The 24,809-nt window shown below is 40.1% G+C and carries 28 protein-coding genes; 8 read left to right on the top strand and 20 right to left on the bottom strand.

The features are described 5' to 3' along the window. Positions 1-10 precede the first annotated feature (10 nt). From ACFFGV_RS04010 to ACFFGV_RS03985, 6 genes are all read right to left on the bottom strand, one after another. Complete coding sequence (locus ACFFGV_RS04010) at positions 11-1,540, bottom strand: FAD-dependent monooxygenase (RefSeq protein WP_377345289.1); 1,530 nt, start codon at positions 1,538-1,540, stop codon at positions 11-13. A 222-nt stretch (positions 1,541-1,762) separates the two neighbouring features. Beyond that, positions 1,763-1,885, bottom strand: a complete 123-nt coding sequence (locus ACFFGV_RS04005) for a hypothetical protein (protein WP_377345288.1) — start codon at positions 1,883-1,885, stop codon at positions 1,763-1,765. A gap of 160 nt (positions 1,886-2,045) precedes the next feature. Next, a complete protein-coding gene (locus ACFFGV_RS04000; RefSeq protein ID WP_377345287.1) occupies positions 2,046-2,453 on the bottom strand; it encodes a hypothetical protein in 408 nt (135 codons plus the stop codon). Between the two features lie 50 nt (positions 2,454-2,503). Further along, positions 2,504-3,061 (bottom strand): GNAT family N-acetyltransferase, encoded by a 558-nt coding sequence (locus tag ACFFGV_RS03995; protein WP_377345286.1) that lies wholly within the window; start codon positions 3,059-3,061, stop codon positions 2,504-2,506. A gap of 240 nt (positions 3,062-3,301) precedes the next feature. Then, positions 3,302-3,655: a nuclear transport factor 2 family protein gene (locus ACFFGV_RS03990; protein ID WP_377345285.1), complete on the bottom strand. Its 354-nt coding sequence runs from the start codon at positions 3,653-3,655 to the stop codon at positions 3,302-3,304. Positions 3,656-3,914: 259 nt separating this feature from the next. Then, positions 3,915-4,067 (bottom strand): DUF1540 domain-containing protein, encoded by a 153-nt coding sequence (locus ACFFGV_RS03985; RefSeq protein ID WP_377345284.1) that lies wholly within the window; start codon positions 4,065-4,067, stop codon positions 3,915-3,917. 606 nt (positions 4,068-4,673) lie between these two features. Here ACFFGV_RS03985 and ACFFGV_RS03980 point away from each other — a divergent pair. From ACFFGV_RS03980 to ACFFGV_RS03955, 6 genes are all read left to right on the top strand, one after another. Then, positions 4,674-5,927, top strand: a complete 1,254-nt coding sequence (locus ACFFGV_RS03980) for a glycosyltransferase family 2 protein (protein WP_377345283.1) — start codon at positions 4,674-4,676, stop codon at positions 5,925-5,927. Positions 5,928-5,950: 23 nt separating this feature from the next. After that, positions 5,951-7,234 (top strand): nucleotide sugar dehydrogenase, encoded by a 1,284-nt coding sequence (locus tag ACFFGV_RS03975; protein ID WP_377345282.1) that lies wholly within the window; start codon positions 5,951-5,953, stop codon positions 7,232-7,234. 167 nt (positions 7,235-7,401) lie between these two features. Further along, positions 7,402-7,593, top strand: coding sequence for a hypothetical protein (locus ACFFGV_RS03970; protein ID WP_377345281.1), 192 nt, complete (start codon positions 7,402-7,404; stop codon positions 7,591-7,593). A 191-nt stretch (positions 7,594-7,784) separates the two neighbouring features. Next, positions 7,785-8,033, top strand: a complete 249-nt coding sequence (locus ACFFGV_RS03965) for a hypothetical protein (protein ID WP_377345280.1) — start codon at positions 7,785-7,787, stop codon at positions 8,031-8,033. A gap of 195 nt (positions 8,034-8,228) precedes the next feature. Further along, entirely contained in the window at positions 8,229-8,471 is a 243-nt protein-coding gene (locus ACFFGV_RS03960; RefSeq protein ID WP_377345278.1) for a hypothetical protein, read from the top strand. Positions 8,472-8,529: 58 nt separating this feature from the next. After that, positions 8,530-9,561 carry a YheC/YheD family protein gene (locus ACFFGV_RS03955; protein WP_377345277.1) on the top strand — a complete coding sequence of 344 codons (1,032 nt, stop codon included), beginning with the start codon at positions 8,530-8,532 and terminating at the stop codon, positions 9,559-9,561. Between the two features lie 140 nt (positions 9,562-9,701). On the opposite strand, the gene ACFFGV_RS03950 is transcribed toward ACFFGV_RS03955, so the two are convergent. Beyond that, positions 9,702-10,400, bottom strand: coding sequence for a CPBP family intramembrane glutamic endopeptidase (locus ACFFGV_RS03950; RefSeq protein WP_377345275.1), 699 nt, complete (start codon positions 10,398-10,400; stop codon positions 9,702-9,704). A gap of 232 nt (positions 10,401-10,632) precedes the next feature. Here ACFFGV_RS03950 and ACFFGV_RS03945 point away from each other — a divergent pair, with 232 nt between their 5' ends. Then, on the top strand, positions 10,633-12,420 hold the full coding sequence (locus tag ACFFGV_RS03945) for a glycoside hydrolase family 3 protein (RefSeq protein ID WP_377345273.1): 1,788 nt from the start codon (positions 10,633-10,635) through the stop codon (positions 12,418-12,420). Positions 12,421-12,727: 307 nt separating this feature from the next. Next, the gene (locus ACFFGV_RS03940; RefSeq protein WP_377345272.1) at positions 12,728-13,651 is read left to right on the top strand and encodes a DUF1002 domain-containing protein; all 924 of its coding nucleotides are present in this window, start codon (positions 12,728-12,730) and stop codon (positions 13,649-13,651) included. Positions 13,652-13,858: 207 nt separating this feature from the next. Here ACFFGV_RS03940 and ACFFGV_RS03935 read toward each other — a convergent pair whose 3' ends face one another. The 13 genes from ACFFGV_RS03935 to ACFFGV_RS03875 are packed head-to-tail and all read right to left on the bottom strand — an operon-like array spanning position 13,859 to position 24,787. Next, positions 13,859-14,578, bottom strand: coding sequence for an ATPase (locus tag ACFFGV_RS03935; protein ID WP_377345271.1), 720 nt, complete (start codon positions 14,576-14,578; stop codon positions 13,859-13,861). A gap of 3 nt (positions 14,579-14,581) precedes the next feature. Further along, the gene (locus tag ACFFGV_RS03930) at positions 14,582-14,932 is read right to left on the bottom strand and encodes an ECF transporter S component (protein WP_377345270.1); all 351 of its coding nucleotides are present in this window, start codon (positions 14,930-14,932) and stop codon (positions 14,582-14,584) included. After that, positions 14,929-15,513, bottom strand: coding sequence for a cob(I)yrinic acid a,c-diamide adenosyltransferase (locus ACFFGV_RS03925; RefSeq protein WP_377345268.1), 585 nt, complete (start codon positions 15,511-15,513; stop codon positions 14,929-14,931). Before ACFFGV_RS03925 ends, ACFFGV_RS03930 begins: the two co-directional genes overlap by 4 nt. Positions 15,514-15,529: 16 nt before the next feature. Further along, the gene (locus ACFFGV_RS03920; RefSeq protein WP_377345267.1) at positions 15,530-15,952 is read right to left on the bottom strand and encodes a bifunctional adenosylcobinamide kinase/adenosylcobinamide-phosphate guanylyltransferase; all 423 of its coding nucleotides are present in this window, start codon (positions 15,950-15,952) and stop codon (positions 15,530-15,532) included. Beyond that, entirely contained in the window at positions 15,904-16,527 is a 624-nt protein-coding gene (locus ACFFGV_RS03915; protein WP_377345266.1) for a histidine phosphatase family protein, read from the bottom strand. The genes ACFFGV_RS03920 and ACFFGV_RS03915 overlap by 49 nt, the downstream gene beginning before the upstream one ends. Beyond that, positions 16,485-17,279, bottom strand: a complete 795-nt coding sequence (locus ACFFGV_RS03910) for an adenosylcobinamide-GDP ribazoletransferase (RefSeq protein WP_377345265.1) — start codon at positions 17,277-17,279, stop codon at positions 16,485-16,487. Before ACFFGV_RS03910 ends, ACFFGV_RS03915 begins: the two co-directional genes overlap by 43 nt. Beyond that, positions 17,276-18,751: a cobyric acid synthase gene (locus ACFFGV_RS03905; RefSeq protein ID WP_377345264.1), complete on the bottom strand. Its 1,476-nt coding sequence runs from the start codon at positions 18,749-18,751 to the stop codon at positions 17,276-17,278. Before ACFFGV_RS03905 ends, ACFFGV_RS03910 begins: the two co-directional genes overlap by 4 nt. Next, entirely contained in the window at positions 18,748-19,281 is a 534-nt protein-coding gene (locus tag ACFFGV_RS03900; RefSeq protein WP_377345263.1) for a bifunctional adenosylcobinamide kinase/adenosylcobinamide-phosphate guanylyltransferase, read from the bottom strand. The genes ACFFGV_RS03905 and ACFFGV_RS03900 overlap by 4 nt, the downstream gene beginning before the upstream one ends. Further along, on the bottom strand, positions 19,269-20,357 hold the full coding sequence (gene cobD / locus ACFFGV_RS03895; RefSeq protein ID WP_377345262.1) for a threonine-phosphate decarboxylase CobD: 1,089 nt from the start codon (positions 20,355-20,357) through the stop codon (positions 19,269-19,271). Before cobD ends, ACFFGV_RS03900 begins: the two co-directional genes overlap by 13 nt. Beyond that, complete coding sequence (gene cbiB / locus ACFFGV_RS03890) at positions 20,332-21,294, bottom strand: adenosylcobinamide-phosphate synthase CbiB (RefSeq protein ID WP_377345261.1); 963 nt, start codon at positions 21,292-21,294, stop codon at positions 20,332-20,334. Before cbiB ends, cobD begins: the two co-directional genes overlap by 26 nt. Continuing rightward, complete coding sequence (locus tag ACFFGV_RS03885) at positions 21,291-22,760, bottom strand: adenosylcobinamide amidohydrolase (protein ID WP_377345260.1); 1,470 nt, start codon at positions 22,758-22,760, stop codon at positions 21,291-21,293. The genes cbiB and ACFFGV_RS03885 overlap by 4 nt, the downstream gene beginning before the upstream one ends. After that, positions 22,753-23,820, bottom strand: a complete 1,068-nt coding sequence (locus tag ACFFGV_RS03880) for a FecCD family ABC transporter permease (protein WP_377345259.1) — start codon at positions 23,818-23,820, stop codon at positions 22,753-22,755. The genes ACFFGV_RS03885 and ACFFGV_RS03880 overlap by 8 nt, the downstream gene beginning before the upstream one ends. Continuing rightward, a complete protein-coding gene (locus tag ACFFGV_RS03875; RefSeq protein WP_377345258.1) occupies positions 23,786-24,787 on the bottom strand; it encodes an ABC transporter substrate-binding protein in 1,002 nt (333 codons plus the stop codon). The genes ACFFGV_RS03880 and ACFFGV_RS03875 overlap by 35 nt, the downstream gene beginning before the upstream one ends. Positions 24,788-24,809: the final 22 nt, after the last annotated feature.

Genomic DNA, 24,809 nt, shown 5'->3' with positions numbered 1-24,809 from the left:
AGTATGCTATTCATGAGAATAACGAACGAATTGTAAAACGAGTAAAATACTCATCGAGCTTATGAACATCTTGTTCTTCCGCAGCAAACGCCACATAGCCATCTGGACGCAGCAAATATACTGCATGCTCCTTAAATCCCGCCTTCTCCATCTCTTTACTCCAAGGAAATACATGAAGGTCGATGTGTTTAGATTGGAGGAAGTCCCTCATCCTTTTTTCAACTACACCATATACATGTACCTGCCAATCAAAAGACTGTAGTGGCTTGAAATTGTCTCCAGAATCCAGCTCTACCCAAGGAAGGCGTTCACCTGCTTTTACATTACCAGCTTCTCCTTCACTTATGTCGCTATCCTGATAGTGGATTCTAGTTTGAGATAATGTTTTAAATGCTCCCTTCTGAGCAAAGGAAAAACCAAGCAAAAATGGTATTACATACGGAAACACTATAGTTCTAATAAGGCGCCCTCGCAGGTGATTACCAATTATATTGGTGAAAGCCTTATCCGTAGTTGAAACAAGGGTTTTGGCAAATCCAATCCGCTCCGTTTCATACGTATCTAATAAGGTGACTGCAGCTTTCCCTTTTACCACACTGGCAAGTTTCCACGCTAAATTGATGGCATCTCCAATACCAGTATTCATTCCCTGTCCACCTGCCGGGCTATGAATGTGCCCCGCATCGCCGGCAATAAACACTCTCCCTTTTTTAAAGTGTTCGCTAACTCTGTGATGGACTCGATACTTAGAGAACCAATTCACATTGGTTACATCCACATGTATCTTTTCTTTAACAGAAGGATATATGTCCCAAAATCCCACTTCCTCCTGCTGTGAAAATTGTTCTGGAACAATACCAATAATACGCATTATTCCTTTTCGTCTGACCGGCATAAATATGAGAAATCCTTCTCCATCCATATACATATAAAAATCTCCCATTATCAGCTCTTCACTGTTTGCTTCTACATCTGCGACAAAGAAAAGCTGATCATACGTTCCACCTGGAAATTCAACCTTCATTCTATGACGAACTGTACTATGTGCACCGTCACATCCGCATAGATACGCAGCTTTGATATGCTCCTCTTCCCCGTTCTGTTCTAGAATGGCATGAACTTCGTTTCCTTCATCGGTAAAGGAAACAAGCTCTGTGTTCCATTCGATTTGGACGCCACTTTTCTCCAATTCCTTTACGAGCAGCTGTTCATGTACATCTTGCGGCAGGCTTAGCACGTACGGGAAAGGACTTAGGCTTTTTCCCATATTGGAAAGCTTGAATGCAGCCTTTTCTTCATTACCTTCTCTAAGGTGGACGGATGTTAGAGGGATACCAGCTTCTACAAGCTTATCTGCAAAACCTAGCTGCTGATAATGCTCCAAAATGCGAGCTTGGACAACAAGTGCCCTGGAGGCTTCTCCTGGTCCGCTACGCTTCTCAATTATTCGAAATGAGACTCCGGTTTTCCATAGAGTTAATGCCATAGCCAGCCCAGTTGGCCCTGCTCCAACTATGAGAATCGGGTTATCTTTTTCCATTGTATCACCCTTTCAACCAAACCTATTCACCTTCCATACTTTCCCTATAAGAAGAACAGTCCATATACCTATAAAATAGGTAGTAATGTTTAAAAGAAACAACCTATAGTCTATTTTGCCAGCTTTCTCGTATTCAAATCCAAATGTATATGGCAAAGGCGGGGTTAAATTAGACCGATTCATTGTTAAAAAAGGGAAGGGATATCCTAATCTAATCTCCCCTTATGATGCATGAGCATAGTACTCCTGTAACTCTTCTTCCGTTTTCACCTCTGTACCATCCAGAAGACCACTCATGATGGTCAAAAGAATGGCAACTACTAATACTGATATATATTTCTTCATAAATGACATCCTTATACAACGTTGGTTATGGCAGGATTCCTATGGTGAATACTATTATTTGTTCACAGAGGCAATAGCCAATATAAATATAATGAAGAATACAACTCCGACTCCTAACAGAATTTGTATGATACTCACCATTATCCTCCTCTTTCTTTAACTATCTTTTATAGAGATTGCTAATTACAGTGAACCCTAAAATCAATCCTGATATTGGAAGATAAGAGTCGGCAGATTGGAACAGCCACGGTGGTGAAAGTACCCCTGGCATTATACCTAAAATAGTTAACAGAGGTAGCATAGTAACATATAGAAGAGGCAGACTAATAGCAAGCACCTTCACCCAATCATACCTCCACACTCCTTCTTTTGTAACAGTATGGTAGAGCCTGGGAGCACCGAGTACTATTCCCATAATAATGGGAAGAACGGTATTTGCAGTGACCATAGGTACCACCATGAACTGATCTCGGTAGTGATTTTCGATTCGAAATTCCATTACAATCAGGCCTAAAAACAGTAACCCAATTACCAGTGTTGTCGTAAAATATATAACAAACCGCTTCAAAAACAAACCTCCGTCTTTATTAGTCCATTTTTATGTATTGTTCATGAATGCTATGAAACATCATCTTTCCATCTTCCCATAATAATGGTGTTATAAAATTTTCCATCCGATAGCCTTTTATCAAATTTAAGTAATCCTTCTATATTAAATCCATACCTTCTATACAGGTGGATTGCTTTTATATTCGTTTCAAGAACGCGCAAATTAATCTTAAGGATATTATTATTATCCGCCCAGGCAATGGATTGAAGGAGTAAATGCTTTCCGATACCAAATCCCCAATAATCTCGTAGTACCCCTACTCCAAATTCAATGTTGTGATGTAATCTTTTCAACTCGGTTCCTTCACATCTAGAAAAACCTACTAACCTATTTTCTACTTCAGCAACTAAACATAAATTCTTTTCTTTAATAGTATCTTGTTCTATCAGTTTCCTAAATCCTATTTCATCTAAAAATGCTTCTCCTGGTTCTCGATCTAGATAGTTTGTTTCCATGTCTATCCTATTTCTTATCTTGGACATCTGTCTCGCATCATCGGGCACAGCACTCCTAATAGTATATGACAGGCTTTTATGGTTAAACGTCATGGAAGGTATAATCACCATTCTCTCCTCCTACATCCTCACTACTAAAATAAAGTGATTTTGAAAAAAATATCGTAATACCTAGTAGAATAGTAGAAATCCCCGATAAGAATATAGTATTCGAGGCCCCAATAAGATCACCTAATACTCCATATTTCATACACGAACCAAGCCAAAGCAATCCATGACACCTTTCTTCCTAAATCCAACATAAAACGAGCTAACACAAAATAAACAAAATAGTTTGTGTACTGCATAGATTTATTTTGCTTTCGTTCCCTGATGAAAAATCATTTGCCATGTATGGTTTGTTCTTTTCCAAATAGAGCTGCGTAAAGACGTTTCCCCTCTTGTTCGATCATTAAGTTGGTAGGTTGCAAGAATGACATCGGGTGCTAGCAGCTGAACGTCGAATTGGGAAAGATGCATATCTCTTACATTAATACCGTTTGGCTTAACACAATCCTTTCTGTGCCATATCACTCCAGATATACCATATTCAAAAAAGGTAGGACCTAGCAGCTTGCCCAACTCTGTTTCATTCGTTCGAACCTCTGGAGTTAGCAGCTTTTCCTCCAAGGCTTGAACATATTCTTTAAGTTCTGAAAGTTCCATATGTCAGGTCACCTCGCTTTTACCTATTGGCTCTGTTAGTTCTTGTTGAACATATATAATAATGGAAAATACTTTCTTAAATGGTCATTTTACCTTACCCCTATCTCTAAATTCAACTGTTCTTCTTACCAAGTGTCAGGACGCTTTAGCAATTACCTAATACATCTGATTATCAATTGACATCTTATGACTGATAATGATACTCTTTATCAAGAGATAAAAAAATGAGCAGCCAAAATGGCTACTCTTAAACAACAACTTAATTTTCTTGTGGTTCAAAGGTCTGGCAATCAGTTTCTTGTTGGGAAGAAGCTGTTTTGCCTACTTCACTTATTATGGAAATTTCAGATGCTCCGCACTTTTCTCCTTCGAGGTTATATACACAGTTAGCCACTTCACAAAGTACCTCCATATATTTCACCCCCTATGGTTATTTTCAGATTAACACAGCCTATATAAAACGACAATTGTTATCTATTGTATTTTAATAACTTAATAGACTGTAATCATTAGCTGCCTTGTGTATGAAATCGCACCCGCATAGTATAAAATCCCTTATGCAGGATAAAAATATCCTATTTAAGGGATTTTTTGATACTAATTGCATGAACATGTAACTAATCCTCTCATCGGAGAGGCGTTTAAGCTCATCAAATAATTGATTCTAAATATTAGCTGCTACAGGCATTGTTAAACTAGCAGTTTCTATTCTGTGGCGGCTGTACAAATAATGGTGAATCAGTACTTCTTTGATGTGCTGTCTTTCCCAATTGAAGTTTACTTTCTATCCCTTATTAGGCGGTTAAATGTTACTTAACAGTAATGCTTACATATGATATGTAGGAACGTATTTTTCACGCTACTCATATGTGGGGGTTACATGATGGATAGATTTGATCAGGAGGATCACTTACCTAAATCTGCATCAATGGAAAAGAGCAGAGACATTATTTCTTTAATTGAGGAGCATGCAGTTAGAAATAATTGTTCTAGGCTAATTTTTTTAGGTTGCAAACATATGAAAATACTTAAGCAGTTATCCAATCGACACACTGTTATATGTTTAGATCAGTTTGAGGAATGGAGCAAGTCAGGTACGGTTTCTTCTCCCACACTAAAACTAGTCCCCTTTACCTTTAATCAACAGAAGCAGCTTCCCATACACCAATCAGTATTAAAGCATTCTATGGTTGTGTGTTTAGATACAATTGATACGATGAATAATCCCCAATACGTATTTGAAGCATTTAATACAGCAATGAACCATGCATCGATAGGGCTGATTACAAAATGTGAACCTACAGACACTTCACCCGGAATGAGAGATATTGATACGTTCAAAACTATGATGGACCATTACAACTGTAACGCACAATTCGTTGGATATTCATACACAGATACAGGAAATAAACGAATCGTTGGTATTATAGGAAACACTCATAATTATAGAGCTCCCATAAATAATAGTTCTTTTAAAGTTATTGCTCTCATGGCTGTATATAACGAAGAAGACATTATTGAATACTCCTTAAATAAACTTATTGAACAGGATATCTATGTTTATGTGATAGATAATTGGTCCACCGACCGTACGCTGGAAATCATACAAACCTTTAGAGATGATCCTCATATAATTGGATATGAATCCTATCCTTCCAAAAATAATGCCCAGAAGAAATTTCACTTCCTAGAGATTTTACACAGGAAAGAAATCCTTGCAGCCACTCTAAATGCTGATTGGTTCATTCATTGTGACGCTGATGAAATAAGAGAATCGCCTTGGTTTGACCTAAACCTAAAGGAGGGTATCCAGTATATTGATTCTTTAGGTTACAATGCTATAGATCACACTGTATTGAACTTCTCTCCTACAAACGATCATTTTATTAGCGGAAATTTCGAGGAGCACTTTCGTCATTTTGAGATTGGTGTGTACATCAGCGGTCAAGTTAAAACGTGGAAAAAGACAGATAATAAAGTGAGCCTTGCTGTGCATGGCGGTCATCAGGCTATGTTTGAAGGCAGGAGGGTGGCTCCTTTTAATTTTCTCTTGAAGCATTATCCTCTGAGATCTCAACAGCATGCAGAACGAAAAATTTTCACAGAAAGAAAACCTAGATATAGGCTGGATTTAAAAAATATCGGCTGGCATTCGCACTATGACCAATACGAATGGGGCGCCCCTTTTATTCGTAATCCTGAAGAGCTACTAGTATATGACAAGGAGTCCTTTTACAAGAATTATGTATTAGAAAGACTGATAGGTTTCTAGTATGGAAGGAGGGAGATGCATCAATGAATGCATCCATTAGCAAAATCGCTGTTATCGGCTTAGGTAATGTCGGTTTACCCATGTCTCTATTATGCTTGCAGCAAGGTTTTGACGTAATCGGTGTAGACCTGAAGCCTGATAGTGTAATGACAAATATAAAAAACCATTATCCAGAATTGCTATCGTATATCCAGCAGGATGCCTTTCACATCTCATCACATTATTGTTATGTAAAAGAAGCCAGTGCCGTATTGATTTGTGTCCCCACCCCCCTCCGTCAAGAAGAGCCTGATTTACACCATGTTACAGATGCTTTAGAGGCTCTCCTCCCCTACCTGCAGCCTAATCAATTAATCGTACTGGAAAGCTCCACTTATCCTGGTACTACAAAAAAGGTTATGCTCCCAATCTTAGAGAAGAGCGGTCTTCGAGTTGGTAAAGATATCTTTGTCGGATATTCACCTGAAAGAATTGATCCTGGATCAGATTATACATTGAAAGAGATCCCGAAGCTCGTAAGTGGCACAACCAATGACTGTTTAGGCAAAATTTCCACCCTGTATTCCACCATGTTTAGTACAGTAGTCCCTGTATCCTCTACTGAAATTGCTGAAATGACCAAACTGCTGGAAAATAGTTATCGACTTATCAATATCTCCTTTATTAATGAGCTTGCCATTCTTTGTGATGCACTTCAATTAGATATTTGGGAAGTGATTGATGCAGCTAAAACAAAGCCCTTTGGGTTTGCTCCGTTTTATCCGGGTGCAGGTATTGGCGGTCATTGTATTCCTGTTGATCCGCTTTACCTTAATTGGATTGCAAGTAAAGCTGGAAAAAGGAGCAAGTTTATAGAGGCTGCCAAGGAAATTAATGGCCAAATGGCTCAGCATATTGTTTCACAGCTGCCAAAAGCTCTGTCAACAGCTGAATCAGGCTTGAAAGATACAACAGTACTAGTAATAGGTGTCACCTATAAGAAAGATTATCCGGATATTAAAGGATCAACAGTACTGGACTTATTCACATTATTACAACAGAAACAAGCTGTAATATCGTACCATGATCCGTATGTACCACTTCTCACAATTGGAGACAAGGTTCATTACAGTACACCACTCACCGTACAGACGTTAGCATCCATCGATTGTGTTCTTATCCATACCGACCACTCCTCCATCCCCATCCAATTCCTACTAGATCATGCAAAGGTCATATATGACACGAAAAATGTCACGAAGAATTACACTGGTAAAGCTCGTGTTTTTAGAATGGGAAGTGGAAGGAACCAACAAGACCAATCATAAAATAGATATGAATTACTGCCTATTTAAAATAACTTGTGTACTAGTACAACCCGACCTTCCTTTACTTTTATATAGTATGGATAGGGAAATAATAAAAGCCCTTTATTCCATATTGGAGAGGAGGCACTAAATGGGTTCTCCAAGCTTTTATGAGGTAACAGTACGAGGTGATATTAACAATTGCTGAACCTAAATTAGTGTCACCTGGAGGTATAATAAGCAATATAGAGGTCGTCCTGATTGATGGATTAGGTACGATTACTCTGAACGGGATTCCTTGCCCTACTATTATTATAAACTTAAATCTAGGCTCCAATTTAGTCGGTACCATAATGGTTGAAGTACGAGAGATTCCTTAACCACCTTCCGAATGTTCATGGTAGAAAGCAGACATAAGCTAGCTAACTTAGTATTCTTATGTAATCTTTATACCACCAGCCTATTTTCTCGAAACTACACAGAAGTACAACCAATCCCCCTTTTTCTTCCATATAGTAATAATAGGGACATAGCAAAAGCCCTAGTACACATTATTGGAAGGAGGTACAATATGGGCGCACCTAGCTTTTGTGAAGTAAACGTGTCTGGTGATATTAATGGAGTGCCGCTGCTCGCAGACCCTCTTTTAGTGTTACCAGCTGATATATTAAATAACGTACAGGTAAACTTACTAAATGGGGTTGGTACCATTACCCTAAACGGAATCCCTTGCCCTACTATTGACCCAGTTGTTATAGAGTTAAACCTATTAGGATTGGCAGTAGGAACTATTGTAGTTAACGTAACAGAAGTGCCTTAAATGCTAGAAGCCACCAACATGTTGGTGGTTTTTTACTAACAGCAATTTCATATAAGACAATCTGTAAAGAGCAGTTCTAAGCGCCTATTTGCTTCAAGAATAAGCAAATGGTACAACCGGCTTCCCTCTTCTTTCATATTGTAATAATAAGGCCAATACAGATACCTATGGTCTCATTATAGAAGGAGGTATAGTATGGGAGCGCCTACTTTTTGTCAGGTAGAAGTAACAGGTGTCTTAAATGGGGTAGAAATTATATCTGATCCAGTTCTAGTTACTCCAGCACCCATTCTAAACGGCGTAGAAGTGGACCTTGGCACCTTAGGAACAATCATCCTGAATGGAATTCCCTGTCCAACAATTGAGCCTATTACTCTTAACCTTGAATTGCTTGGATTATCAGGAGTTATTTCCATCTCGGCAACAGAGGTATTTTAAAGCATGAAAAACCACCTCCTTATTGGTGGTTTTTCTATGAAGGATTGGAGGGATTATATTGGAGGATTATATTGGCTTTTGTGTGTCAGAGGAACACTATCCTGGTTTACGATTAAGACTTTCAGAGAGAATCAACACGTCTTCGATAAATCGTACATTCATTAGATTTGAATCACATTTAGTAGATTTCCACCATCAACTAGTGGCTGGAGAAAGGTATGACCACAATCAAAACGAATGGGTCATAGGGACATTTCCGATACCAAGAGTCATTTTTATACAATGCAAAGCTTCTCCCGTATTTATTCGTAAAATAAAAGAAGCGTCAGGTGCTATTGTTTTTAACGACTTTATATTTGATAAATGGCAAAGTTGGATGATTCTATCCCGTAATCAGCATTTATATCCCCATTTGCCCGAGACAAGAATATGCAGGTCTGTTGAAGATATAAACTATTTCATGGAGTCCTATAAGGATTTTTTAATTAAACCTATTATGGGGGATAGCAGCCAGGGGATTGTTCGCATTAACAAGAAGGACAGCGGTTATAGTGAAATGTTTGTTACCAATGAAAAAGATGTTACCAGAAAATGGTTCACTCCTTCGAAAGAATTTCAACACTATTTATGTACACAGTATGGAAATGGAGAATACGTCCTGCAGCAAAAAATCCAAACCATTTCCCAAGGAGAACAGGTAACAGATATCCGAACAAACATGAACAAAAATGGGGCTGGAGAGTGGGAACAATCTCTGCTATTATTCAGAATTGCTACCAATAGTTCTGTCGTTATCCCTAAATCCATCTCTGCGTATTTATTAAAAGGGTTTCTTAACTCCAGACTTTATGATCAAGCAACAATGGGAGACATAGAACAATCTATTCTTCATTTAGCTAGAGAAATATGCCATACCTTCGACCGTTCCTCATTCCATATGGCCGACTTTGGTATTGACTTGGGATTAGATAAGGCAGGAAAGCTGTGGATTTTTGAAGTCAATCCCCTCCCCTTCCCTACAAATGGAGCAGCTGACAACCGCCCTTTATCTTTACCAATACAGTATGCTGACTACCTTATTAAGCAATAAAGTAATCAAGGAGAAGCTGAGTTATCTGAACTCAGCTTTGTTTATGAATAGTAGGAGATTAGGGGCTATTATAAATTACAGCTGAAGCTTCCATGGTATTAACCAAATTCAAATGCTGCTTACGAAGATGGAAGCTATTTTCATTGCATAAGAGAAGTTACTATGATTGCAATCCCATTCATTGCTCCATGGATAATAATAGCGGGGATTACCGATTTAGATTGCTCATATGTCCAACAAAAAACGACACCAGAGATGAAATTGATAAGTAAAGTGTTATAGGTTGGAATATGAGCTATAGTAAAGATAATAGAACTTCCCAGCACACCACCAGCAACGCCCCACTTGGAGCGAAACCATTTATATAGAAATCCCCGATAAAAGATTTCTTCATAAACAGGTGAAATCACAGCAGCTGATAGGATGCCTACACCGAAGCGAAACCAGTTCCAATCCGTAGTTAAAGCGGTTGTTTTACTATTTTCTACTCCTAGCTGCAAGAGGTCCATTATTATAACAATAATGGTACTGATAGTAAGTATTGCTAATATCCAGAATACAATCCACTTCCAATACTGTTTAGAAAAAGCACTCATCCCAACATTGGACCATCCGATTCGGTTAGGTCGTAGCACTATATAATACACTCCCATTACAAATACGACAGCCATAACAAAGCCTGTAATGGTACCAGCATACAATTCATCTTGCAGCATATGTAAAAGCCAGGCATGAAATGCATATTCAATCCCGACTGGCACTAGTACCAAACAAAGAAATAACAATAATATCCCATCTCTATCCCTCATACTACCGTTATCCCATATACTCTTCTTCATTTAAAATCCTCCTATACTAGTTGTTACCCTATACTTTACAAGGTGACGTAACGTTACCTTCAACTAGTTTATGTGAAAAAATATCTTATTTTACATAATTTTGGTAGGATGCTAGATAAGAGGTAAAGTGTAGCCATATGGAATGTACCCCACTCATGCACCATAGTTTAGTGGACATAGATTTCCTTAACCGGCTAATACTTTAGTCATCCATTACTAAAGGAGTGATAAGGTGAGTAGGCTGAATAATAATAGTAAACCTGAACAAACCAAGGTGGAGTCACAATTTTCTTCTCCTTCTAAAGTAAATAATCAGCCTTTAGAGAAAGAGGACATCAAGAACTTTCATTCACAAAATGAAGAAACTAAGAAACAAATGACGAGCTTCCTACTATCCCAAATGACGCCGGAGGAAAAAATAGGACAGCTTGTTATGCCTTCTACACACGACGAACAGAACCTAATGCCTAACGAGCTTACAAAAAAGCTTATACAAAAATATAAGGTAGGGTCTGTCATTATATATGGTTCTAGTGACAGCAGTAGTCTAGCGGAATATAATAATCAATTACAAAAATGGGCGTACGAGACAAGGTTGCCGATTCCTTTGTTCACTACCACTGATTTGGAATACGGTGTAGCTCAACACGTCACAGACGGAACAGCCTTTCCAAGGCAGATGGGATTAGGTGCTACCTGGCAGCCGGCATTGGCTGAAAAGGCTGCCAGCATTATCGCCAAAGAAGCAAGAGCAATCGGATTCAATTGGAATTACTCTCCTGTAGCGGATGTGAATACGAATCCCTCTAATCCTGTGATAGGTGTTCGCTCTTTTAGTGAACAAACATCACTAGTCAGCGATATGGCTGAAGCCATGGTATTGGGGCACCAAAGCAATAGAGTCATGGCAACCGCTAAACATTTCCCTGGACATGGCGATACGGAGGTAGACTCTCACCTCGGTCTTGCCAAAGTGACGTACAGTAAGGAAACATTAGCATCTGTACACCTGCCACCCTTCCAACGAACCATTGATGCCGGTGTCGATTCTATTATGACAGCTCACGTCATCATTGAAGCGATTGACCCAGACTTACCAGCAACCTTATCAAAAAAAGTATTAACCGGTTTACTACGTGAAGAATTAGGATTTAACGGAATTATTGTTACGGACGCTATGAGTATGCACGCTATCCAAAAACATTTTGGTGCTGGACAAGCGGCTGTGATGGCAGTTCAAGCAGGAGCAGATATTGTCATGGCTACTGGAAGCTTTGATGAACAAATAGAAACCTATGAAACACTATTAACAGCATATAAAACGGGTGCTCTCTCCCATGAGCGAATTCACCATTCCTTAGAGCGAATTCTCATGAAAAAAATGGACTACCAACTCTTTGCAGATAGATATACTTCTCCTTCTGAAGCTAAACAAGTGACAAATGAACCTTCTCATAAACAAGCAGCTAGGGAAATCGCCAACCAATCCATTACATTGCTTCGAAATGATGGGGCACTTCCTTTCTCAAACCAAGCAAGCGAAACGACACTCGTGGTAGGACCCATTATATATTCTAAGGACACACATGTGCTAAATATTGCTAAATCAATAGAACGGCATACAAGTGGTACCGTTACAACTTGTTTGACAAATACAGATAACCCTACGGAAGAAGAGATAAAGCATGCATTGAATCAGGCGCAAAACGTAGATAGAATCATTGTAGCTACCTTTTCGTCCAGCAGCTTACCAGAAGGACAAAGAAAACTGGTGAATGCGTTAGTGAAGCTAGACAAGCCAGTAGTCGCGATATCTTTAGGATTACCTTATGATATTAAGCATTTCCCACAAGTTAACGCTTACCTTGCTACTTATGCACTCGATAGATGGGGATCGCCTATTGATTCTTCCATCTTAAAAGCAGTGGACGTACTTTTTGGTGAACAACCTGGCGGTAAACTATCAGTGTCCATTGATGGACAGTACCCTCTTCAATTCGGGCTGCAATATAACCAATAAACCCTTTCCTAAAAAACAGGCTGACGTCCCCTTATCGTCATCCTGTTTTTTTATGGTTGAAAGAAAGCAGTCAGCGTATTCTATGTGATAAGATATAGAGGTCAGAACAATTATGATATGTCCGTAAAGGATGTGATCTATTCCAATCTACATTTATGATAAATTTCCATACTAACCATATAAAACCATCGTACTATTAAAAGTACAAAGGAGCTCTAAGCCTCTAGTTGGATTCTTTTGTACGTCAAACTAAGTATAATAAACTCTAGAAGGAATAAAGTGAAATGATAAAGGGTGAGAATACAAAATGAAACAATGTATATCCATTTTGTTCACAATATTGCTAGTAATAGGACTAGGGAGCAATTCTGCTAGTTTTGCCTCCACTAGTAATAATGAAGGAATAAATGAGAAGTTAGGAGTACCTATCGCAGTATATGGCGAAACATTATCTGATTCCCAGGAAGAAGAGGTTCGTGAATTACTAGAGGTACAAAATAGAGAAAACGTAGATGAATTTCGTGTAAATGGACAGGATATCGCCAATTATATTGGTGGAAATGCTAATTCCAGAATGTTCTCCTCTGTGAAAATCACTCCACAGGAGACAGGTACAGGGCTTACCGTAAATCTCGTAACCCCTGATAATATTACACAAGTTACAAAAGAAATGTATGCTAACGCCCTATTAACTGCGGGTGTGGAGGATGCAGTTGTGGATGTAGCTTCCCCAGTCAAAGTTAGCGGCCATTCAGCATTAACTGGTATATATAAAGCATATGATTCTAAAGGTGCCAAGCTTAATGAAGACCGAATGAAAGTTGCTAGCGAGGAACTGGATGTCGCTACAAAACTCGCTGAGCAATCTGGGATGGATCAAGAGAAAGTTAGCGAGCTGCTTACAGAAATTAAAAAAGAAATAGCCAATCAAAATCCTGCAACTAGAGAAGAAGTAGAGCAAATTGTTAAAGAACAGCTCAACTCCTTAAATATTCAATTAAGTGATGAGAATATAAAGCTTCTAACAGACCTCTTTGATAAAATAAGAAACTTAAACATTGATTTTGGTCAAGTACAAAAGCAACTTAACGATATAACTGCCAACGTAAAGGAACTGTTAAACGACGAAGGATTCTGGAATAGTATCGGTAACTTCTTTTCCACTTTTATCAGCGCTATCGGCAAGCTGATTAGCGGATTAATTGATAGTATTAGCAGTGCTTTTTCATAGAAATGAACTAAAACGACCACCATATCCCAAACTTATTGGATGCTGAAGCTCCCTTTCCGCTTAAAGGAATGGGAGCTTTATTGTGCCTTTCTGATACAATTTCCTTCTTACATATGTAAAATCCTCATTCGTTTTTCCATGTGAGATTTGGTAATTCCAGCCCAATCAACGCTAAAAGGAACGTTCAAATCCCAGAGATAGTAGTTTTTAATCTACTAATAGAAGAGAATGAAAATAATTTCCCGAGATTAATTGAATTTCCTCTTCCCGTTCCTTATTGTACGAAATAATAAAACAACTGGATGGTCCTGCTGATTTTTGAACATTTACTTCTGCCATTATGGTTCTGTCCAATGGTAAATGATTATCCTCTAACACCGTATTCAATTCCTGTTCTATACCTCTGGAGCCGACAGGAAGGATTTCATAAACGTGCTCATTGTTTAACAGCTGTTGAAATAACCTTAATGGCGCCATATCCTCTTGTTTTGTTAGCACTTCTTCTCCCACTAGCGGCTCGCCAATAACAGCAAACGCAGCATGATTAGGCGTATTTCGCTGGAAGCTTGCATGCTTTGGTACTTTACTAATGATGGAGAGACCAAATGCAGATTGCGGTAAAGGAAAGTTCGTTTCTGTACTACCCGTAATGGGAACCGAGTAACCTAATGAAGCGGTCATATTCTGAATAGCTTCCACGAATACATCCCATACTTTATGATCTGAAAAATTAAAGAGAAGTGCAGCTACCGGAACTCCACCAAGCGCCATACCTTCCATGATTGCCACCCTACACAAGGATAAGGCAACGATGGAATATGGTGCTTTAATTTGGTCTAGCTGCTGCTCTCCAATGTTAGCCGCATTATCTGACGTAATGACGAGATTATATGTTTCGTCTAACGGTAATATTTGTCCATCTCTCATTCATCAACCCTCCATTTTATAAATCGCGCTGAAATTCGCTTGTAATTTAGGAAGGACTAGTATCGTTACACCAATATTACATAGTGCTCCAATCAATAAAGATGGAGCGATGGTTATATAAAACGTCTGACCAATAATAAGATGAAAAGGCCCGAGAGGAAACCCTCCTGTTAATGCAGAAAGGAAGTGCCCCGCTCCAGCCACCAAGCCTCCTGCCATAGGACCGAGAAATAGAGATGCAAGTATAGCTGGCGCAGAATCGAGAGCTATACTACCAAATCCAACAGGCACTTTCAGTATGCCACCCATAGCAGCTAATGCTATCCAAAGAGCTAGCATGACAAATCTTCTCATTCCTCCTGCTTACTCTGTTTGCTGCGGAATACCTCTTCGCTCCGAACATACTCTACGTCTGCTACACTATTTGCATAATTAACATACCTACTCAGCGCAAAAAAGTAATCAGATAAGCGGTTTAAATATTGCAAGCATACCGCAGAAGTATCTTCTACCTTCATAAGAGAGACAACTAACCGTTCTGCTCTTCTCGTTATAGTTCTTGCTATATGAAGCGTTGCAGCAGCATCATTCCCTCCAGGCAGAATAAACCGCTTTAAGTCAGGAGTCTCCTCCACATAGAAATCCATTCTTTCTTCAAGCCACTTTACACTAGTATCCTCAAGCTTGAAGGGACGATTAGATTGTTTGTTAGCAAGATCTCCACCGCAATCAAACAACTCATGCTGAATTCGTTCCAGCTCTTCATCTACTTGTTTATCCGCTGCTTTACCAGCTAATTCTGCCCTTGCTTTTCCGACGAAGCTGTTTACTTCGTCGACCGTTCCGTATGCTTCGACACGTACGTCATCTTTATCGACCCTTCCACCAATAATGCTCGTCTGTCCCTTATCCCCGGTTTTAGTATATAATCTCATTTTCATTCCTCCTTCATTATTTCAACTGCTCCGAAAGCCCAAACCAAATAAGAAAAACTCTATTTGCTTGCTGTATAAGATACTGATAAATGAATCCAACTGTGTCCCGCCATGTGCGGTCTGCTTTTTCTAAAGGGACGATTCCTTTTGTAATATCTGTCCCGATAAAAATAAGCTGATGCTCCTTACAGCTTTTCTCCCATTCCAGCAACTGGTCTACGTGCTCTGTAAGCAAGGACTGTTGAAGTTGCTCTATATATGTATTTATGACACTCTCCAAATGATATATAACTACGACGGAAGTATGAATGTCTTGGCTATCTGGTAATGTAGAAAGATTGCTGCCATCTATCCAACTGTACTCCTCCTGATCGTGCAGCAGCTGTTCTTTTACCCACTTCCCTTTGCCATTATAGACTCCACCTGTAATAAAATCCATTTATCATCCTCCTTCTTTGTAATGGTAAGCTTATATCCTTCTCCAGGTTGACAATGCCATTCCCAAGGAGATGAAGACGAGCTATGCAACCTATATATAATTTCCCTCAAAGGGCCGCCATGAGTAATGACAGCAGTGGATACTATTTTCTCCTCACAGGAAAGGAGATGCAGTAACGCTTTTAGCCACTCTGAAACCCGCAACCGAAAAGCTTCGTACGATTCTCCATTATTAGGATGAAAAGAATCAGGGGATTGCAGCCATTCGTTATAATCAGACCGATGCTCTACCTCTTGGAAGGTGCAAAGCTCCCAGTCTCCAAAATGAATCTCTCTTAATTGACTTGTTTGATAGACGGAGCAATTTGGAAAAAGGAGAAAAGCTGTTTCTACACATCGCTGTAAATCGCTGCTATATACCCTGTCACATTTATCGGGGAGAGACGGCAGAATAAAACACAATTCCCTTTTTCCTTCGTCTAGTAACGGTACATCTGTCCACCCTAGATACCGTTTTTCCTTGTTTGCAGCTGTTATACTATGACGAATAAGGTACAAATCCACAGTACGATCCATAAAACAGCTTCTCCTCCTTCTACCACTGCCCCTAATACATCCCCTGTTATACCGCCGAATGATTGACGTATAACATATCTCCCTAGAAAGAACATAGCTATTGAACATCCAAACAATAGAATAATAGGAAGGAGCAAACTAGACCAAATGGATGTTAGGACAATACCAATAATCATCATACAGACAAAACTAGTAATAATGTGATTAGCTTGCATGGAGCGAGAAAATAGAAAGCTTAACCCTTCGCGTTTCGCTAAAGGTGTCCAAACAAAATGAGCCAGTATTTTCATTCTTGCCACAAAAGGGATACCTATTATTCCTATAACAAAATAGAAAAAGGATAAATTCAGTACTTCCATCATAAAAATAAAACGAAGTACGAGCAGAACGATAACAGATATTACACCAAAGGCCCCTGTTCGAGGATCATCCATTATCTTCAAACGATCAGCAGTCGGCTGGTACGAGAAGAAAGCATCACTGGTATCCATCCACCCATCCAAATGTATTCCACCTGTCCAAACAATCATAGTTACTAAGCTGATTGCCGCTACACCCGCCATGCTCATTGTCGTATAATTCACTAATAAATAGGAAATGAGTAGCGTTAAAGAACCCAATAGACTACCAAGCCAAGGAAGAAATAAAATAGCACCTCTTAATTGAGTGGTATTCATTGGAATTTCTCTTCTAATAGGGAGCACAGAAAAGAATTGGATAGCTAACAAGATGCCTTGCCACCTCTTGTTCATAACGAATTCTCTCTTTGATTAATGATGTCCCACAATTCATTCATGTTCATATGTGCAGCGAATATGTGCGCCATTTCATCATAAGGGTCCTTCTTCCTTACCGTGTACTCACGGATGGGGAAACCGTTTTCTCCTCTAATTCGATTCAACCACGATGTTCGAAACGTATCATTATGAAAGCAATGGTGAAGGTGCGTTCCGATAATCCTTCCATTATCCACCACTACTCCCTCTTTCTTTTCATTAATTTGAAATAATGGTGGGAATCCATGCTCCCAATGGTCCCATTTACTATCCCCGAGATGTATTTCAAAACCTTCTATACTATAAGTCCCAAATCCACTCTTGGGATGGAGATTCCCTTCCACCCTCCTTGTCACCTTTTTTCTATGAAAATACGTGGTCATGGGTAGAATGCCTATTCCATCCATCACTTTCTCCTCTTCAACTAAAGTAGTTGAAAGCATCTGATACCCTCCACAAATACCTGCTATGGTGCCACCCTGCTGTATATAGTTCATGATAGCTTGCTCAAGGCCGCTGCTTCGAAGCTGCTGAAGATCCTCCATTGTACTCCTAGTACCTGGTATGATTAAGGCATCAGGGCTACCAAGATCTTCTTGTCTATACACATATCGAATATCAACATCCGCTTCTAAATAAAATGGGTCTATGTCTGTGAAATTTGATAGGTATGGCAGGGCTACTACCGCAAGATCAATCTTTGTTTTATGTGGTGTAGTTCTCTTTTCGCGGAGGGATAAACTGTCTTCCGCTTCTATGTGATGGTCTACATGAGGCATAATCCCAAGCACTTTAATACCAGTATAGTTTTCAATCCATTCTACTCCATCCTCAAATAATTGCCGATCCCCTCTAAATTTATTAATTATTATCCCCTTCACACGCTTACGCTGATGTTCAGAAAGTAACTGTAAGGTACCAACAATAGAAGCAAATACACCCCCGCGGTCAATATCGGCTACCAGGATAACCGGTACATCCGCCATTTCAGCAATAGACATATTGACAAGCTCTTTATCGTTTAAATTTACTTCAACAGGACTACCGGCTCCCTCGATAATGATATAGTCAAATTGCTTCTCTAGCTGCTGTAAGGAGTGGAGAATAGACGCTTTCCCCTTGTCATAAAATGCATCACGGTATTCCATTCCTGAATATGTATGAATAGACTCGCCTAAACAAATAACTTCAGCACGTTGATCATTTCTCGGCTTTAATAATATGGGGTTCATTTCTGGTATAGCAGTTGTCCGCGAGGCTTCTGCTTGCACTCCTTGTGCTCTTCCAATTTCGGTCCCGGCACGGGTTACGTAGGAGTTATTAGACATATTTTGAGATTTAAAAGGAGTAACTTTATATCCATGGTTGCTTAACCAGCGGCATAGCGCAGTTACAACAATACTTTTACCCACATTCGAAGACGTACCTTGAATCATTACACCCTTCATGTTCGTACTCCCTTTCTAATTCGTTTCTGCCCAAATTCCATTTGGATGACGGTATCTGCCCCTTGAACGAGCTTTTGATGTAATCCGCCCATGAGAGACAGATAGCTTTGAACGGAATCTGAAAATGAAATAGCATCAGAGAACAAATCATTAGATACGATGATTAACTCCTTACCATGTTGATGGATTTTTTCAATTTGGCCCATGATGGAAGAAATAAGAGGCTGAATATCGTCATGGCTTGTTTCCATCCATTCATTAGCCGCCCAAGTAGTCAAACAATCCAGCACGATAACTGCACCCTTTGGAATAGGTGCCTTTAATAGATTGGTAGAGTGTTCATATGTTAACCATGCTTCACTGGCTGCCTCTCTTTTAACTTGATGATTACGTATTCTTTGATTCATTTCATCATCTGTTGGGACGCTTGTTGCGATATAGTGAAGCACACTAGCTCCTGTTTCTGCAGCAATTGTTTCTGCAGCAGTACTTTTTCCGCTTCGTACCCCTCCAATAATTAAGGTAAGCATACTTGTTTCCACCTTTGTAGAGCATCGAGTAATAAACTATTCTCCTCTTCCCTTCTTACAGCAATTCGAATATATCGGCCATTAAGGGGATGGAAGTTGTATGTATGACGGACAATCAACCCGTTTTCTAGTAAAAAACGAAATAACTCCTCTGTATCGTGATGGTACGGATCTTGTAAAAGAAAGAAATTGGTATAGCTTGTCTCTGGTTCATATCCCATCTCTCTCAAATAGGAAAAGACCTTTTGTTTATTCGCTTGTATGGATGTGGAACATGTTTTCCGATAAGCTTGTTCCTCTAGACAATACAATCCTGCTTCTTGTGCAAGACCATTAAGACTCCATGTCGGCTGTAGCTGGTGCAGCTTGTCTACGATTGGTTCGGGGGCAACAAGATATCCTAACCGCATACCAGGAATAGCGTACATTTTCGTTAAGGAACGAAGAAGTATAACCTTTGAATAACTACTAATTTCCGGTGTGAAAAACGCACCCTCTTCGACAAAATCATGAAAGGCTTCGTCGATTACAAGCCACACTCCCTTTTGCTCACATTGCTGTATTAAATTTTTTAGAATCAAGGGGTTATACACTTTTCCTGTTGGATTATTTGGATGACAAAGGAATAGCACGTCCAACTTATCAAGCCAGTTTATATAATTCACTTGCCTTAGCTCCCAATCATGTTTGTCATCAACTGGCAAAGAATAAACTGTACATCCGTTCGCTATGCAGGCTTCCCTATACTCAGAGAAGGTTGGCTCGAATACACCTATGCTTTGACCTCGGAATAACTGCGCCAGCAGGTATATTAATTGAGATGCTCCATTCCCAACTAGGATATGTGATTCTCTAATTCGGTAAGCAGACGCTAGGGCGGCAGTCAGCTTCTTACTGTCATGATCCGGATAGGAATAACATTTATCCATATGTAGCTGAAGATGCTCTGTCAACCCAGGTGGAGGGCCATATGGGTTTGTGTTCACACTAAAGTCAATATAGTTTTTCTCGTTTTCATCTAGTTTCCATTGCTGCAATAGCAGTTGTGGATTAGCTCCATGAGATGGCCAATGCACGTATACCCCCTCCTATCCAAAGTAGTATTATCCAACAGAATACAGTTCTTTGTAACAAAGTATTCATGGATGGAATGTGGCTTGCTTTTAATTTTGTCCTTGGTATCCCTATTGTCGGTCTATTCGATTTCTCTCCAAAGTAATAATTCACTCCTCCTAATTGAACTCCTAGCAGTAATGCTGCTGCCGCCTCTCCCCATCCACTATTAGGACTGGGATGCTGAACAGCTTCTTTCGGAAGGTTGCAGAGCACTTCCATTTTAGAACAATAAACAGAAGAAGAAACGAAAATCATTACAATAGCTGTCAGCCGACTAGGTATCACATTTACTATATCGTCCAATCGTGCCGAAGCCCAGCCGAATTGTGTGAACGGTTCTTGACGATATCCTACCATGGAATCGCACGTATTTACCGCCCGATACGCAGCAGCAAGTGGCGCTCCTCCTAGAAATGCGAATAACAGTGGAGCAGTTACCCCATCACTTATATTTTCCGCTACTGTTTCAACAGCCCCCCTTACGATTCCCTCTTCATTTAAATAGTGTGTGTCTCTCCCCACTATTTCGGACAGCTTCGTTCTGGCCTGTTCCATCTGGTTATTAGACAGCGGCTCATACACAGCATTTGCTGCTTGTCGTAGTCCTTTTTCAGCTATCGTGGTCCAAATAAGCATTCCTTCTACCAATACCCCCGCTAGAGTACTCCATCGATAAGAGAATAATACAGCCGCATAAGCGACAGCAAATACGGTTACAACGACGGATATCGTCATAATCATACCCTTCCCTTTCCGAAAGCGGCCTTTATTACATTTAGATGTAATCAAAGCTATCATGCTCCCCATCCAAACGACGGGGTGAGCCCTTCCCTTCGGATCCCCCCATATGTAGTCAAGGACATATGCGATGGTTATCGCAAGAAGGTGTGCTGTCATTGGGAGTTTCCAACTCTATACTGATACTGTTCTATCGCTTCTTTAGTTGCTTCATAGACCGCTGTTCCAATCATTTTCCCTAACAAGGAAATAGGTCCTCCATATGCAAGTGTTTTTCCCTCTTGAGTACTAGCGATTAACGTGCTGTCTGTAGAAGTGCCGGTTGCAAGAGTACCTGTTACTGCATCTCTAATATCCAATTCAACTAGAGCTCGCACTTTTGCTTCCGTAGCCGTCATGATACTTTGAATATACGCTTCCTCGGCTAGTACACCATCCACAAAAATCCAAGTATTGATTGTTCCGGCATGACAATCGGAGACGTGCTGATTTCCATGCACAACATCAACGGCGTTACTCGTTCCTGCGGTTACAACAACCAACAGTGTTACACCGTCTTCTGTCCTATAACGGTAACTGCCATCCTTTAAATGTGCGGCAGTCATCATTCCGACAGTGTGGTGAATTGGCATACCCTCACCTTCTGCGTAAGCCTTTACATAATCTAAAGGATCCTCCATGGAAAAGGACTTATCTACGTGAACGTTCAGAAAATCCTCATACCATCCAAAGCCCGCGTTCATCACGGCTGAGGAATAGCATTTAAGCGGCTTAGGGCTATGGTAATGAATATGCTGGTCTGTAATAAGCAGCCTGGAGCGCTCAATATGGGACTTACCATGGATATCCGTATAATGAGGGACTACATGCATTAGTGGTTTAGCCAGGTGAGGATTTGCATTTACTTTAATAGTAGACTGGTAAATATACTGCAGTGTCTCCTCCTTCATAATCTCTTCCGGTGTGTTTAACGCATGTATAGTCCCATCGTTCAATAGTAAAAGACGGTCGCAATAAAGACTAGCTAAATTCAAATCATGGAATATAGCTATAACCGTTAATTTCTCCTGTATAGACCATTCCTTCAAAGCATCCAGCATTTGCTTCTGATAGCTAAAGTCTAGGTGGTTAGTCGGCTCATCTAACAGTAAAATGTCAGGCTGTTGTGCCAGAGCTTGAGCCAGAAAAACCCGCTGGCGTTCCCCACCACTTAATGCTTGAATGGTTTGGTGACGAAATGAAGCGATACCCGTTTGGTTCATCACCTTTTCCACCAGCTCATAATCCTCTTTAGTCCATTGCTTAAATAGCCCTCTTTGATAGGGGTATCTTCCCATCAGTACTGTCTGCTCCACCGTAAAGGAGAATGATATATCCTGATGCTGAGGCAGGACTGCCATCTTCTGAGCAATTTGCTTAGAAGATAAAGAGGTGACGGAAACACCTTCAATGGATATGTCACCTTGAGCATTCGAAATAGTACGATTAATTGCCTTAAGCAATGTTGTCTTGCCGCTGCCATTAGGCCCGAGAATCCCAAACATTTCCCCTTTGTGAACGGAAAAGGAGACATCCTTTACAACGTAGGTATCGTACCCAGCATATAAATGTGATGCTTCAATCATAAGAGACGCCTCCCTTTCTCCTTTGCATTAAAATAAATGCGAATGTAGGTGCACCAACTAAAGAGGTGATCACCCCTATCGGCAATTCTGAGGGTGAAACTATGGTACGAGCTATTAAATCAGCTACAATGAGAAACCCACTACCCACTAACAAGGATAGTGGAATAAGGTGACGGTGATCACTGCCAAACAATTTCCTGCAAATATGTGGGATAACAAGGCCTACAAAGCCTATCGTCCCTGACACAGCTACAGAAGCCCCAGTTAAAATGGAGGCTGCTGCAAGAATTAGATATTTTTGTTTTTCCACCTGAACACCAAGCTGCTTTGCGCGCTCTTCTCCAAAGGTCATAGCATTTAATTCCTGCCCTTGTACGGCAAGCAAGAACACCCCAACGAAAAAAAACGGTAGCATAATATACACGTAATCCCAGCCTCGCATCCCGACGCTGCCAAGCAGCCAATGGACAATCTGGCGAAGCTCCTCGCCAGTCAGCGCAATCATTAACGAAATGAGAGAGCCTAAAAAGGAGCTAAAAATAATTCCAGTTAAAATAATAGTGGATATAGACATAAATCGATCAACCATACGAGCGAAGCCAATAACTAGAAAAATCGTAATAACAGCAGCTGCTATACTAATAATCGGCAATGTAAACTGCCCTACAAACGGCAAACTAATACCAAGAAAAAGGACAGCCACTGCACCAACAGAGGCCCCCGATGACACCCCAAGTGTGTATGGATCTGCAAGCGGATTTTTTAACAGCCCTTGAAAGGCTGCACCCGATATGGAGAGAGCACCGCCCACAAGAGCTGCAAGTAATACACGAGGTAACCTTATTTGGAGCACAATACTTTTCTGCATCTCATCTATTCCATCTGTTAAAGAAAGAAAAGGAAGTAATTGCTCACCGATTATACGAGCAATCACTGAAAACGATATGGATACACTTCCCATCGATATACCGGTAAACATACAGGCAAGCACAAATAGAATACTACCTGAATAATGAATAAATCTCTTATTGGAATGTATCTGGATATACTGCTTTTGCAAGTTCATTTACCCCTTCAATAAGACGAGGACCTGGACGTGTCACTAAATCAGAATGAACATCATATACTTGCTCTTCTTTTATAGCAGGTACAGAATCCCATCCCTCTCTGCTCATGACTTTCTCTTTAGGATTTTCCGTATAGTAGCCATAGGTCGTTACAATAACCTCAGGTTGTAATTCTACGATAGCTTCATTGTTCATCTTAATCCAGCCCTCTTGATCTCCTACAGCGTTAGTTGCATTGATTGTGTTCAGCATTTCGTTGAGAAACGTCCCTTTCCCCGTTGTATATATTTCTGGAGCAGGGGATACTTCCATAAAGACTTTCTTCTTTTCTTCATTAGGAATATCATCTGCTTTTTGCTTTATTTCCACTAAACTTGCTTTCATTTCTTCTACAATCGTGCTCGCCTTCCCGCTTGTTCCAGTAATTTTACCAACGGAAGCAAGAGTATCATAAACAGATTCAAAGGATGTCGCGTCCTGCACGACATACACTGGAATACCAGCATCTCGTAATTGCTGCAATCCTTGCTCCGAATTATGAGCACCTGAAGCGTGAGCCATTACAACATCTGGCTCAAGGGACAAGATTTTTTCGATATTCAGCTCCTGCCCGCCGATTTTTTCTTTAGATGCTGCTTCTTCAGGATAATTGGCAAAGTCACTAACTCCAACCACTCGATCTCCTAAGCCCAGTGAGAATAAAATTTCAGTATTACTTGGAATTAAACTTACTATTTTCTTAGGAGCCTCTTCAAATGTAACTTCATTATCCATTGCATCTCTTATTGTAAGTGGATATGTATCGTCTGAATCGTTATCCTCAGAGCTTGTCTGCTCCTCTGCTGCTTCACCTTCTGTATTAGCTTGCTCTGCCTCATCATTTCCGTTAGATGCACATCCTACTAATAAACTAACCACCATGAGTATGGCTAGCAACTGTTTCCACATGTTATATCTCATTATTTTCCCCTTTTCTAACCCT

The organism is Pontibacillus salicampi (genome assembly GCF_042434395.1).
Classification (GTDB): Bacteria; Bacillota; Bacilli; order Bacillales; family BH030062; genus Pontibacillus; species Pontibacillus salicampi.
This window is presented reverse-complemented; position numbering and strand designations above follow the sequence as displayed.

Coding starts and splice junctions, on each gene's coding strand:
- ACFFGV_RS03915 (WP_377345266.1), bottom strand. CDS start 16,527: ATGGATCGTACTGTGGATTTGTACCTTATTCGTCATAGTATAACAGCT.
- ACFFGV_RS03980 (WP_377345283.1), top strand. CDS start 4,674: ATGAAAATACTTAAGCAGTTATCCAATCGACACACTGTTATATGTTTA.
- cbiB (WP_377345261.1), bottom strand. CDS start 21,294: ATGACAGCACACCTTCTTGCGATAACCATCGCATATGTCCTTGACTAC.
- ACFFGV_RS03925 (WP_377345268.1), bottom strand. CDS start 15,513: ATGAGATTATATACTAAAACCGGGGATAAGGGACAGACGAGCATTATT.
- ACFFGV_RS03990 (WP_377345285.1), bottom strand. CDS start 3,655: ATGGAACTTTCAGAACTTAAAGAATATGTTCAAGCCTTGGAGGAAAAG.
- ACFFGV_RS04010 (WP_377345289.1), bottom strand. CDS start 1,540: ATGGAAAAAGATAACCCGATTCTCATAGTTGGAGCAGGGCCAACTGGG.
- ACFFGV_RS03935 (WP_377345271.1), bottom strand. CDS start 14,578: ATGAGAGATGGACAAATATTACCGTTAGACGAAACATATAATCTCGTC.
- ACFFGV_RS03885 (WP_377345260.1), bottom strand. CDS start 22,760: ATGATTGAAGCATCACATTTATATGCTGGGTACGATACCTACGTTGTA.
- ACFFGV_RS03910 (WP_377345265.1), bottom strand. CDS start 17,279: ATGAACAAGAGGTGGCAAGGCATCTTGTTAGCTATCCAATTCTTTTCT.
- ACFFGV_RS03985 (WP_377345284.1), bottom strand. CDS start 4,067: ATGGAGGTACTTTGTGAAGTGGCTAACTGTGTATATAACCTCGAAGGA.
- ACFFGV_RS03920 (WP_377345267.1), bottom strand. CDS start 15,952: ATGGATTTTATTACAGGTGGAGTCTATAATGGCAAAGGGAAGTGGGTA.
- ACFFGV_RS03940 (WP_377345272.1), top strand. CDS start 12,728: ATGAAACAATGTATATCCATTTTGTTCACAATATTGCTAGTAATAGGA.
- ACFFGV_RS03950 (WP_377345275.1), bottom strand. CDS start 10,400: ATGAAGAAGAGTATATGGGATAACGGTAGTATGAGGGATAGAGATGGG.
- ACFFGV_RS03960 (WP_377345278.1), top strand. CDS start 8,229: ATGGGAGCGCCTACTTTTTGTCAGGTAGAAGTAACAGGTGTCTTAAAT.
- ACFFGV_RS03875 (WP_377345258.1), bottom strand. CDS start 24,787: ATGAGATATAACATGTGGAAACAGTTGCTAGCCATACTCATGGTGGTT.
- ACFFGV_RS04005 (WP_377345288.1), bottom strand. CDS start 1,885: ATGAAGAAATATATATCAGTATTAGTAGTTGCCATTCTTTTGACCATC.
- ACFFGV_RS03930 (WP_377345270.1), bottom strand. CDS start 14,932: ATGAGAAGATTTGTCATGCTAGCTCTTTGGATAGCATTAGCTGCTATG.
- ACFFGV_RS03965 (WP_377345280.1), top strand. CDS start 7,785: ATGGGCGCACCTAGCTTTTGTGAAGTAAACGTGTCTGGTGATATTAAT.
- ACFFGV_RS03975 (WP_377345282.1), top strand. CDS start 5,951: ATGAATGCATCCATTAGCAAAATCGCTGTTATCGGCTTAGGTAATGTC.
- ACFFGV_RS03995 (WP_377345286.1), bottom strand. CDS start 3,061: ATGGTGATTATACCTTCCATGACGTTTAACCATAAAAGCCTGTCATAT.
- ACFFGV_RS03900 (WP_377345263.1), bottom strand. CDS start 19,281: ATGCTTACCTTAATTATTGGAGGGGTACGAAGCGGAAAAAGTACTGCT.
- ACFFGV_RS03905 (WP_377345264.1), bottom strand. CDS start 18,751: ATGAAGGGTGTAATGATTCAAGGTACGTCTTCGAATGTGGGTAAAAGT.